This is a genomic window from uncultured Fibrobacter sp. (assembly GCF_937877005.1).
Lineage (GTDB): Bacteria > Fibrobacterota > Fibrobacteria > Fibrobacterales > Fibrobacteraceae > Fibrobacter.
Genome location: NZ_CALEFV010000156.1, coordinates 1 through 11487 on the forward strand (window position 1 = coordinate 1; position 11487 = coordinate 11487).

The 11487-nt window shown below is 53.8% G+C and carries 9 protein-coding genes; 5 read left to right on the top strand and 4 right to left on the bottom strand.

All coding sequences use genetic code 11. The features are described from left to right. Together Q0628_RS07290 and Q0628_RS07295 are read right to left on the bottom strand one after the other, a co-directional pair. Window positions 1-364, bottom strand: a 364-nt coding sequence (locus Q0628_RS07290; RefSeq protein ID WP_298769608.1) for an iron-containing alcohol dehydrogenase, incomplete at its 3' end; no start/stop codon positions are given. After that, window positions 361-1755 carry an ABC transporter ATP-binding protein gene (locus Q0628_RS07295; protein WP_298769610.1) on the bottom strand — a complete coding sequence of 465 codons (1395 nt, stop codon included), beginning with the start codon at window positions 1753-1755 and terminating at the stop codon, window positions 361-363. The genes Q0628_RS07295 and Q0628_RS07290, both read right to left, overlap by 4 nt. Window positions 1756-1881: 126 nt before the next feature. Here Q0628_RS07295 and Q0628_RS07300 point away from each other — a divergent pair, with 126 nt between their 5' ends. The 5 genes from Q0628_RS07300 (at window position 1882) to feoB (ending at window position 8649) form a co-directional block, all read left to right on the top strand. After that, window positions 1882-4143 carry a TonB-dependent receptor gene (locus Q0628_RS07300; protein ID WP_298769612.1) on the top strand — a complete coding sequence of 754 codons (2262 nt, stop codon included), beginning with the start codon at window positions 1882-1884 and terminating at the stop codon, window positions 4141-4143. Between the two features lie 30 nt (window positions 4144-4173). Further along, the gene (locus Q0628_RS07305) at window positions 4174-5430 is read left to right on the top strand and encodes a hypothetical protein (RefSeq protein ID WP_298769614.1); all 1257 of its coding nucleotides are present in this window, start codon (window positions 4174-4176) and stop codon (window positions 5428-5430) included. Between the two features lie 161 nt (window positions 5431-5591). Continuing rightward, window positions 5592-6017, top strand: coding sequence for a metal-dependent transcriptional regulator (locus Q0628_RS07310; protein WP_298769616.1), 426 nt, complete (start codon window positions 5592-5594; stop codon window positions 6015-6017). A gap of 11 nt (window positions 6018-6028) precedes the next feature. After that, window positions 6029-6268 (top strand): FeoA family protein, encoded by a 240-nt coding sequence (locus Q0628_RS07315; protein ID WP_298769618.1) that lies wholly within the window; start codon window positions 6029-6031, stop codon window positions 6266-6268. Then, window positions 6268-8649 carry a ferrous iron transport protein B gene (gene feoB / locus Q0628_RS07320; RefSeq protein WP_298769620.1) on the top strand — a complete coding sequence of 794 codons (2382 nt, stop codon included), beginning with the start codon at window positions 6268-6270 and terminating at the stop codon, window positions 8647-8649. The genes Q0628_RS07315 and feoB overlap by 1 nt, the downstream gene beginning before the upstream one ends. Before the next feature lie 66 nt (window positions 8650-8715). Here feoB and Q0628_RS07325 read toward each other — a convergent pair whose 3' ends face one another. After that, the gene (locus Q0628_RS07325) at window positions 8716-10410 is read right to left on the bottom strand and encodes a CTP synthase (protein WP_298769622.1); all 1695 of its coding nucleotides are present in this window, start codon (window positions 10408-10410) and stop codon (window positions 8716-8718) included. Next, window positions 10410-11486, bottom strand: coding sequence for a glutamine-hydrolyzing carbamoyl-phosphate synthase small subunit (gene carA / locus Q0628_RS07330; protein ID WP_298769625.1), 1077 nt, complete (start codon window positions 11484-11486; stop codon window positions 10410-10412). Before carA ends, Q0628_RS07325 begins: the two co-directional genes overlap by 1 nt. Between the last annotated feature and the right edge of the window lies 1 nt (window position 11487).

An 11487-nucleotide genomic window follows, 5' to 3' on the forward strand; every position in this document is an offset into this window, starting at 1 on the left:
CCTCTCTGTCGTGATGCACCGTTCCGACCGTTTTGCCCTCGGGGGTATAGCAAACGCTGAGCGGCGTATACGCGGCGCAGGTGGCAGACGAGGTGGGGATATTGACGATCGGGAGATCGGCCATCACGGCGGCAAGCTTTGCAAAATCCATGATCACGCCGCCGCCAACACCGACGATCAGGTCACATTCCTCTTGTTTTGCAAGCGAAGCCATCGAGGCGGCATCCTCTTTGTTGCAGGAGCCTCTGTGAATATAAAGACGGTACGAAACGCCGCCGTCCGAAAGGCTTTGATCTACGGCTTTGCCCGCGACCGCCCAAGCGGTTTTGCCCGCGAGAACCAAGGGGCGCTTTCCGTACCTCAAAAGCTCGGCGGCGCATTCGCGCAGTATATGTTTTCTTTGCAGATATCTTCCGCATCCGATGCGGAAGGTCGCCCGAGTCGGATGTTTTCGCGGACGGACATGTCGAACAAGAAATTGTCCTGCGAAACGTAGGCGATGCGGCGGTTGTATTCTTCGAGCGAAAGATCCCTGATGTTCACGCCACCGATTTCGATGTCGCCGCTGTCAACATCCCACAGCGAGGCGATAAGGCGAGCAATCGTCGATTTGCCGGAACCGCTCGGGCCCACGAATGCGGTAAAGCTTCCTTCGGGGAGAACCATGTTGATGCCGTGAAGAATCTCCTTCTTTTCTTCGCCTTTGATTCCCTTATGGTAGCTAAAGCGCACATCTTTCAACGTGATGGAGTTGTCGGCGGGTTTACGCTTGTCGGCCGCGGGGCGTGCGAGTTCCTTCATGTCTAAAACGGAGCCGACTTCGCCGAAAATGACACCCGCCTTGCTGATGTCGTCGCTGTAACTCATGATGGTAAGGAGCGGCATCATAATGCTCACCGAAACGATGATGACGGTGATAAAATCCACGGCCGTAATGGAGCCGTTGTAATAGAAGTAACCGCCAAACGGCAACACCGTCAATAGCGTGGCAGGAGCGACCGTGATGGCAAGGGAATGGGGCCAAATGCAGCGACGCATCCATTCGACAAAACAGTCGCTCCCTTCTTTTGCGGCTACTACAAATTTGTCGTAAGAAGACTTTGACTTGCCGAACGCCTTGATGACTTCGATGCCGTTAATGTATTCAACCGCGGTGTCGTTCAAGGCCTTCGTTTTCTGGATAGAATTATCGAACCACTTCTGCGCTCCGGCAAACATAACCGCCATGGCGACCATACCAATCGGGAGCGTGCCGAGCGAGGCAAGCCCCATGCGCCAATCGATATGGAAAAGGTAGACGAACATGAGCACAGGGAGGATTAGGTTCGAGGTAAATTCCGGGACTACGTGCGCAAGCGTCGTTTCCATGCTGTCGATGCGTTCTACCAGGATGTTCTTGAGAGCGCCCGAAGGCATGTCGAGAACAGAACCCAGCGGCACTCGTGAAAGCTTGTCACAAAGGTCCTTGCGGATGTTGCCGAGAACGTTGAACGTCGCTACGTGCGAAAGCGTCGTCGAAATGCTGTGGAACAGGACGTTTCCGAACCAGAATGCCGCAATAATCAGGCATTCCTTAAGGTAAACATCCCAGTCGCGCACGCCCGAAAGCAGTTCGCGCACGATGTTTGCGATAATGATGTAAGGGACGATTCCGCAAGCGACGCGCAAAAGCGCAAAGAATATGCTTGCGATGTAATACTTTTTCTTGTTTTTGGCAAACAGAAAAATCCAAGAGAGCAAAGATTTCTTTTTCATAGCGTTTCCTCCCAAAAGGGCTGAATCAAATTTTGGAAAAAAATGTTTTCTGTTCTACTCCAAACGGATTTTCGCCAAACCTTTTGGAGTAGAATTTTCTTGCGCATATTTCTCAATTTGGGCGCGATGAAACACATTTTTGCATACAAATTGACAACTCTCGTGTTGGTAATGGTCGCGATTGCCTCTGTGGCCGCGCGTGCACAAGAAACGGTGAACGGCGAAAACGCCGAATCTGCCGAAGAAATCACGAATTTTGACGATGTTTTTGCTGAGGAAACCTCCACAAACGAAAGCGCTCCGGCAGAACAGTCCTCAGCGAAATCGGGATCGTCCGGCGTAACGGTCCTCGACGAGATGGGCATCGAAGGCGAAGGAATCAACGAAGCTGCTCCGGTCGATAAGAAAACCAAGGCCGAATCGGTCAAGGTCATGGATGCCACGGAACTTCAGGGCTCCAGCGCCACCATCGCAGACGCTACGAACCGCTCTTCGGGAGTCAAGGTGCGGCAATCGGGGAGCCTCGGGGGCGAGACCAAAATCAATATCCGCGGCATGGAAGGCAAGAACGTGAAGGTGCTTGTCGATGGCGTTCCCGTCGATAACGGCAACGGAAATCTTTCGGTAAATGATATTCCCATCGACAAGATTGACCGCATCGAGATTTACAAGAGCTATGTGCCCGAACGCTTCGCGACCGACGGCATGGGCGGCGTGATTAACATCGTAACGCATGATTTGCCCAAGAGTTCCATTACGGGCTCTTACAGCTTCGGGAGTTTCAACACGCATAAGGCCTCGCTCGACGCAAAATATGTGTGGGTAACCGATTCTGCCAAGAACCGTGCTATCGCCACCGGAATTTCGGCCTATTACAACTACTCCGACAACGATTACGAATTCACCACGCCCTACATGGACACGGTTGTAACGCGAGATCACGACCGTTATTACAGTTACAATGTATCGCCCTTCGTGAATTTTAACCGTTACTATTTCGACAAGATATCGCTCAGTGCAAGCTACGGCGCATTCGACCAGGAAATCCAATCCAAGGCCCACCGCATCGAAGACGCGACCATGGATGGTTGGTCTTCCGGTGTTTCTCTGGGACTTCAAAAAACGGACTTGTTCGTGAAGGGCCTTTCGTTCGGTCTGTCGGCAAATTTCAGTTACGGCAAGGAATACGTTACCGATACTACCCACATTTATTACATCGGTTGGTCTAAGGATAATTATCGTGAAAGTAAAGCCATTAGCGGTGAAATCAGTTCGGGCGGAGCCTCCCTTTACGAACGCGTCAACTATGGCCTTGTTGTCCCGTGGAACCTGGATTACGCTTTTACCCAGAGCCATGTGTTGACCTGGAGCGGGCTCTACCGTTACGATTCCCAAGAACCTACAGATAAACTTGCGCTCGAAGGCAAGAAGATGATGAACGCTGCTGGATTTCCGGGACATAGCCACTCCCTGGTGACAGGGCTTTCGCTAGAAAACAACCTCTGGAGCGAGTGTATCCAGAATGTGGCGGGAGCAAAGTTCTATTACTATACGCTGGATGCCGATGACGACGGTTCCCGCGTGCAGCGACTTGGCGGAGAAAGCATTGACTATGACGGGTTTGGATTCAGCGAAAACTTGCGCATCTCCCCGTTCAAGCCTGTAGCCGTCAAGGTAGGGGATCAGCATAGCCTGCGATTCCCGACCCACGAAGAGGTCTTTGGCGACGGCATGTACAAGACCAGCACGCCGAACCTGGATCCCGAAAAATCCGACAATTTTACCGCGGGCGTCGAATTTACGGTGGACAATATCCCGCTCTTGTTGAAACTGCACTTAGAACTTAACGGCTTTTACCTGCTCATGGATGATCGAATCTATTGGAGCCCGCTTTCGACCGCGCCGCAGCCCTACTACAACAGTGTGGGAACCAAGACAAAGGGATTTGAAATCGATGTTAACCTCGATGTGAACGAATACCTTTCGCTGTCGTACAACTTGACGAAACAGGATATTCGAAGCCGTGAAAGGGACAATACCTACGGAATTGACAAGGGGCTTACTGTACCCAATATTCCGTTATTTTATATGAACATTGGCGCAGAATTCCATATTGGCGACGTATTTTTCAAGGATGATTTTTTCAAGCTCTACTGGCTAGCCAATTACACCGACGAATATTATTACTCCTGGAAAATATCGAAGCGTCAGGACCGCACCATACCTTCGTCGTTCTCGCAGAACCTGGGCGTTGAATACTCCATCTTGGCAAACAGGCTTTCCTGGAGCTTTGAGGCGAACAACTTTACGGATGCCCGTGTGTACGACAAGTACGGTGAATCGAGACCCGGCCGCGCCTTCGCTACCAAGATAAGATTTTCAATATAAGCATTTTCAAATTCAAAAAAAGGAAACAACATGAACATCTTTAAAAAAACAAACTCTCGCGACGTCATTGCGAGCGCAGCGAAGCAATCTCTTGTTGCTTTAACTTTGGCTGGAATGCTTGCTGCCTGTGGCGACGATTCCTCCAGTTCCAGCACCGCCCCGGAAAGCAATTCTGACAATGCCAAAAAATATGGCCTCGCCTTCATGACGGACAAGTCCATGCTGGTGGGTACAGGAAGCCTCAGCGAAAAGCAGAGCGACCTGGTGAAGGATTTTATCGAAGCGTCTAATTCCGGTGGCATCACCTATTCCGACGGTTCGCTGTACCTTATCTCTGTCGATGAGGCCATGACGAGCACCCTCAGCCGCTACGAACTCGACGAAGAAGGAAACCTCCCCGAAAAGCCCGCCGTCACGACCAAGTTCGAAGGTACCGGCGCCATGATGGTCAAATTTGCCGACAAGAACAAACTCTACGTGAACCAGACCTTCGCGAACTCCATTGTCGCCGTAGATGCCAAGACACTCAAGACGACAGCAACTATCGACCTCAGCGAGTATCTCGAAGATGGCGCACAGATGATTGGCCCGGGTTCTTCCGTAATCCGTGACGGGAAACTGTTCCTGAGCATGGGTCAACTGGTTGATGCGCAATCCATGATTGGTGGCCCCCAGGCAAGTGTCGCCGTGATTGATGTCAAGAGCGACAAGGTCGAGAAGGTCATCAATTCCTCGTTGGTCTCTGCCGTGGGCGTGTACGACGACATGAACAACACGATGTCCTTCGTGGACGAGGACGGAGACATCTACTTCTACGCACCTGCCGCCATGGGCTGGATGGAAGGTTACGAAGAAGGCTGGATTCGCATCAAGAAGGGCGAAACCGAGTTTGACAAGGACTGGGTTTTCCACCTGCACGACGCCGCCTACGACGGTGAAAAAAGCAACGAAAACTACTTGATGACCGGCGGCACCTACCTGGGCAAGGGCAAATTCCTCGGTTTCTTCGGTCACTTTGCCGACCCCAGCAACTTCTACGCGTATGAATGGAGCTTCGTCGTCATCGACCTCAAGAAAAAGACGGTTGAAAAGATTCCGGGGCTTGCTCCCACCATCCCCTGGTTTGCACCGAGCGTCCACCTGGATACCGACGGTACGGCATTCATCGGCCACGCTGACGAAAAGAGTGGCGCTATCTACCGCTACGATGTCGAAAGCGGCAAACTGACCAAGGAAATGGACGTGAGCACCGGTACTGCCTACTATATCATTCCGATCGCTGACTAGTTTAAACTCTTTTTATCCTAAAACAGCGCTGCCACCCTGCGAAAGCGGGGTGGCTTTTTGCGTCCTTTTTATGGTTTAGCCTTTACTAATTAGCCTATGCTTTCTAAATTTAGCGTAGACTAATAAATAAGGTGTGTTTTTTGTCTAATCGGAGCCGTCCTATGGAACAAGTAAAGTTAAGCCAGAGCCTTGAAGACTACTTGGAAATGGTGCACATGCTGCGCCTTGCGAACGGGATTGCCCGTGTCCGCGACATTGCGGCGGCGCTCAAGGTCAAGATGCCGTCGGTGGCCAAGGCGGTAATCGAACTCAAGAAGCTCGGCCTTGTGACGCAGGAGCCTTACAGCGGTGTCGAACTCACTTCGGAAGGCGCGCTGGTGGCGTCCCAGATTCTGAACCGTCACATTCTGCTGAAGAGTTTTTTGATCAAGCTCGGCGTGTCCGAGGCGATTGCTGACAAGGACGCCTGCTGCATGGAGCACATTCTTTCGGCGGAGACTCTCGAGAAAATCGAGGAGTTCGTGAACTCCCCCAATACGGGTGTGACGGCGAAAAAGTCGAACGCCGCTAAATCTAAGAAAAAGTAAATCGTTGGTGTATGAATAACGAACCGAAGTTTTCGGAACTTAAAAAAGGCGACAAGGCCGAAATTATTGGATACAACACGGGTGATTCGCATTACAAGTCCAAACTTTTGTCGATGGGGCTTGTGCGTGGCGTGGTGCTGCAGGTTTTGCAGGTGGCCCCGCTCGGCGACCCGGTCGAGGTGAGCGTGCTTTCGTACAGGCTTTCGCTCCGCAAACAAGAAGCCAACGTGCTCAAGTTGAGGAGAGTCTAGTGCCTATCGAGAAAGAAGTTTTCACGATTGCGATTGCGGGCAACCCGAACTGCGGAAAGACGGCGCTCTTTAACTCGCTGACCGGCTCGAACCAGATTGTGGGCAACTGGCCTGGCGTGACTGTCGAAAAGAAGGAAGGCCAGTTCAAGCTCGACAACCACACGATTCGCGTGGTGGACTTGCCGGGTATTTACGCGCTGTTTGCAAACTCCGAAGACGAGCGTGCCGCTCTCGATTACCTGCTCAAGGGCGAGGCGGACTTAGTCGTGAATATTTTGGATGCGACGAACCTGGAACGCAACCTGTTCCTCACGAGCCAGCTGATGGAAAAGGGCGTGCCGATGGTCTTGGCGGTGAACATGATGGACATCGCGGCGAGCCGCGGCGTCCATGTGGACCTGCACAAGCTCGAAGAAATCCTCGGCGTGACGGCGATTGGCCTCACGGCGGTTTCGCCCAAGAGCTGCGAAGGATTCGTGAACGACTTGCACAAGCTGCTGCATAACAGCCGCGAGCTTCCGCTCCCGAAGGCGGTCAAGCATTCCGAAGTTCTCGAGAAACTGATTGAAGAAATTGCGGTGCCGCTCAAGCCCGTAGCCGACAAACTCGGCGCAAGCCCGCGCTGGACGGCGGTGCAGTACCTGGAACATAGCGGGCGAGTGCTGGAACTTGCCGACGAACTCGGTGTCGAAATCCCGCACGACAAGATTGAAGAAGACTTGGGCGAAGAGGTGGAATTTGCGCTGGCCGATTCCCGCTACTCCTACGCCCGCGACATCGCGAAGGCGGTCATTCGCGACAATACCAACAGGAGCACGCGGACCGACAAGCTTGACAAGCTCTTCTTGAACCGCATCCTGGGAATTCCGCTTTTCCTAGTCGCCATGTATCTGGTGTTCTGGTTTGCGGTGAAGGTCGGCAGCGCATTCATCGATTTCTTCGACATCCTGTTCGGTGGCATTTTCGTGGATGGCATGACGGAACTGTTGACGAAGATTGGCGCGCCGGGCGTTGTCGTGGCGCTGTTGGCGAACGGCATTGGTACGGGCATCCAGACGGTATCGACATTCATTCCGGTTATCTTCTTCATGTTCCTTTGCCTTTCGTTCCTTGAAGATTCCGGCTATATGTCGCGTGCGGCGTTCGTGGCGGATCGCTTTATGCGGTTCCTCGGGCTCCCGGGCAAGGCGTTCGTGCCGATGATTGTGGGCTTTGGCTGCTCGGTGCCTGCGCTCATGGGCACGCGTACGCTCGAAAACAAGCGTGAAAGGTTCCTTACTTTGTTCCTGGTGCCGTTCATGAGTTGTGGCGCGCGCCTCCCGGTGTATGCGCTATTTGGTGCGGCGTTCTTCGGCGAAAGTGCGGGGACGCTCGTGTTCGGAATTTACCTGACAGGCATTGTGATTGCTCTGATTTACGGCCTGCTCTTGCGCCATACGGTTTTCATGGGCAAGGAATCGACGTTTATCATGGAATTGCCGCCTTACCATTTGCCCAAGGTGCGCAACCTTTTCCGCCACGCGTGGCTCCGCCTCAAGGAATTCGTTTTCCGTGCGGGCAAGGTCGTGCTCATTATGGTGACGGTGCTTGGCTTTATGGGCTCCGTCGGCACTGACGGAAGTTTCGGTAACGATAACAACGAAAAGTCGGTGCTGAGCGCCGTGGGTACGGTGATTACGCCCGTGTTCGAGCCCTTCGGTGTTGAACGCGATAACTGGCCCGCTTCGGTGGCGCTCTTTACGGGGCTCTTCGCGAAAGAGGCGATTGTCGGAACGCTCAATTCGCTGTATGCCATCGAGGGCACGGGTGATGCTAACACTGCCGAAAAAGCGGGGGAGGTCGACGCAGCTCCAGACGAGAATGTGGCCCCTTCGACAGGCTCAGGGACCTTAAAGGACGCTGCCATTCGGCAGGCTCAGGGACCCGAGTCGTCATTTAGCCTCAAATCAACGGTGAAGGAAGCTCTTGTGAGTGTCCCGGCGAACCTGGTAGAAGTCTTTACCTCGATTGCGAACCCGCTGGGCGTTAAGGATGCGATTGCTGAATCCGAAAATGCCGGAAACGAAGGTGCGTACAAGACGATGCAGGCACATTTCAACCTCGGTCGCTTCCAGGTGCTGGCTTATCTGCTGTTCATCTTGCTCTACGTGCCGTGCCTTGCCGCCATGGGAACCGCCTTCCGCGAACTCGGTCGCTTCTACGGAACGCTCATGATGGTGCTCCAGACAGTTATTGGCTGGAGCCTCTCGGTGCTGTTCTTCCAGGTAACCTGCGGGCATTCCGTCGCATTAATCGTGACTTCACTCGTGCTTCTCGCCGGTGTGGTCGTGAGCCTCGTGCTGATTGGCCGCGACCAGCGCAAGAAGAAAGTGTTCGACTAATTTCTTTCTGCATATTGAAAAAGTCTCGGCGGCGTGCCGGGACTTTTCTATTTGGTTGTTCTGCGCTTACTTTTTCTTTGCCGGCGCAGTTTTAGCCGATGCGGTCCCTTTTTTCTTTTGTTCTTGCACATGCGAAACATTTTTCTTGTTTAGCGCTGCCTTCACGAGCCCGCTGAACAGCGGGTGCGGCGCAGTGGGCCTGCTCTTGAATTCCGGATGGAACTGGCAGGCTTCGAAGTAGGGGTGGTTCTTGATTTCCACCATTTCTACGAGCTTGCCATCAGGCGATGTACCGGCGATCTTGAGGCCGGCCTTTTCGAGTTCTTTGCGGAATTCGCTGTTGTAGTTGAATTCGTAGCGGTGACGGTGGCGTTCGCTAATCTTTTCGCTCTTGTAGAGCTTTGCCGCGTTGGAATCCTTCATGAGCTTGCACGGGTAAGCGCCGAGGCGCATGGTGCCGCCCTTTTCGGTGACGTTCTTCTGTTCGTCCATCAGGTCAATAACCGGGTGGGCCGTCTTTTCGTCGAATTCCGTGGAGTTGGCGTCTTTCCAGCCGAGAACGTTGCGTGCAAATTCAATCACGCAGCACTGCATACCGAGACAAATGCCCAGCAGCGGAACCTTGTGTTCGCGGGCATACTTGATGGCAACACACTTGCCGTTCACGCCGCGGCTACCGAAACCGCCCGGAATCAAGATGCCGTCCGCATTCTTGATCATGTTCGGATTCTTTTCAAGTTCTTCGGCTTCGATGCATTCCACTTTCACCTTGGCGTTGTGTTCCATGCCGGCATGCTGCAAGGCTTCGTGCACGGACTTGTAGGCGTCGCGGATGGCGATGTACTTGCCCACCAGCGCGATGGTGCATTCGTACTTCGGTTGGGTTGCCTTCTTGACGAGTTTGTCCCATTCGGAGTGGATGATGGGGTGTACGCTCAGGCGGAGCTGTTCCAACACGCGGAGGTCAAGTTCCTGCTTGGAAAGTTCGCGGGGCACGGCGTATACAGAATCCGTCACGTCCTTTTCTTCAATCACACATTCGGGCTTCACGTTGCAGAAGAGCGCGAGTTTGTCCAAGTGATCCTGCGGAATCGTCATTTCGGTACGACACACCAGAATGTCGGGGAAGATACCGATGTTGCGGAGTTCGGCAACCGAGTGCTGCGAGGGTTTTGTTTTGAGTTCGCCTGCGGCCTTCAGGTAAGGCACCAAAACCAGGTGGACAAAGCAGGTGTTTTCCACGCCGACTTCAAAACGGAACTGCCTTGCGGCTTCCAGGAAGGGGAGGGATTCAATGTCGCCTGCGACACCGCCGATTTCGCAGAGCACGATGTCTGCGCCGCTTTCGGCTGCAGAGCGGAAGGCATCCTTGATTTCGTTGGTGATGTGCGGAATGACCTGCACCGTGCCGCCCAGGTATTTTCCGGCGCGTTCTTTTGCAAGCACGGAGGAATAGATGCGACCCGAAGTGTAGCTGGAGGCCTTGGAGCATTGCACGCCTGCGAAGCGCTCGTAGTGGCCCAGGTCAAGGTCGGTTTCGTAGCCGTCGTCGGTCACGAAAACTTCGCCGTGCTGGTAAGGGCTCATGGTGCCCGGGTCTACGTTCAGGTACGGGTCCAGCTTCTGCATGAACACCTTGTAGCCGCGACTCTTGAGCAGCAGCGCGAGTGAAGCGGAGGTGATTCCCTTACCGAGGGAACTGACCACGCCGCCGGTAATGAAGATGTACTTGGTCTGTTTTTTGGGGGCGGCCTTCGTCATTATTTTGCTCCCTTGAAGTTGAGAATCATTTGTCTGAATTCGCCGAACAGGTAGTAGGAATCGTTCGGGCCCGGAGCGGATTCCGGGTGGTACTGCACGCTGAACGCGGGGAGTTCCTTGTGGCGGATGCCCTCGACGGTGTTGTCGTTCAGGTTGACGTGGCTGACTTCCACATTCGCAGGGAGGCTGGATTCCTCGATGGCGTAGTTGTGGTTCTGGCTCGTGATTTCTACAGCGCCGGTCTTCAAGTTCTTTACCGGATGGTTGCAGCCGTGATGGCCGAACTTGAGTTTGGAAACTTTCGCGCCGAGAGCAAGACCCAAAAGCTGGTTGCCGAGGCAGATGCCCATCAGCGGGACCTTGCCCAGCAGCTGTTTCACGACTGCAGCTACCTGCGGGAGGCTGTTCGGGTCGGCGGGGCCGTTCGAGAGGAACACTCCGTCCGGATTCTTCGCCATAATTTGTTCGTAGGTGGCGTTAATCGGGAGCACCGTCACCTTCATGTTCTGCGCGGCGAGATTCCTCAGGATGTTCGTCTTGATACCGAAATCCAGCGCGACAACGTTCAGGTCGCCTTCGGTACTGAATTCGTAGCCGTTCGGGTCGCTGACCTTGCTGGCGTAATCCTGACCGTCGAGGCCTTCCCAGGCTTTTGCCTTTGCGATAGCATCGGCTTCGCTCATGTCGGTGCCGTCCACGTGGAGGTAAGCCTTCTGTGCCCCGTGTTCACGCAGGTGGATGGTGAGAGCGCGGGTGTCTACGCCCGCGATGCCCGGCTTCTTGTGGGCGAGCATGTAGTCGTGCAGGCTCTCTTCGCCAATTTCCTTGCTCACGTCGTCCAGCGAGTTTACGACAATTCCGTTCAGGAACACGTCGCGCGATTCGGATTTTTCATGGTTTGCTGCGTAGGCGCCGACTTCGGCGGTGGTGAACACCACGAACTGACCTGCGTAAGAGGGGTCTGTCAGAATCTGCTTGTAACCGGCCATACCGGTGTTGAACACGGCTTCGCCGACGGTATCGGTAGCAGCGCCAAAGGCGTAGCCCCTAAAAACGGTCCCGTCTGCCAGTGCCAGA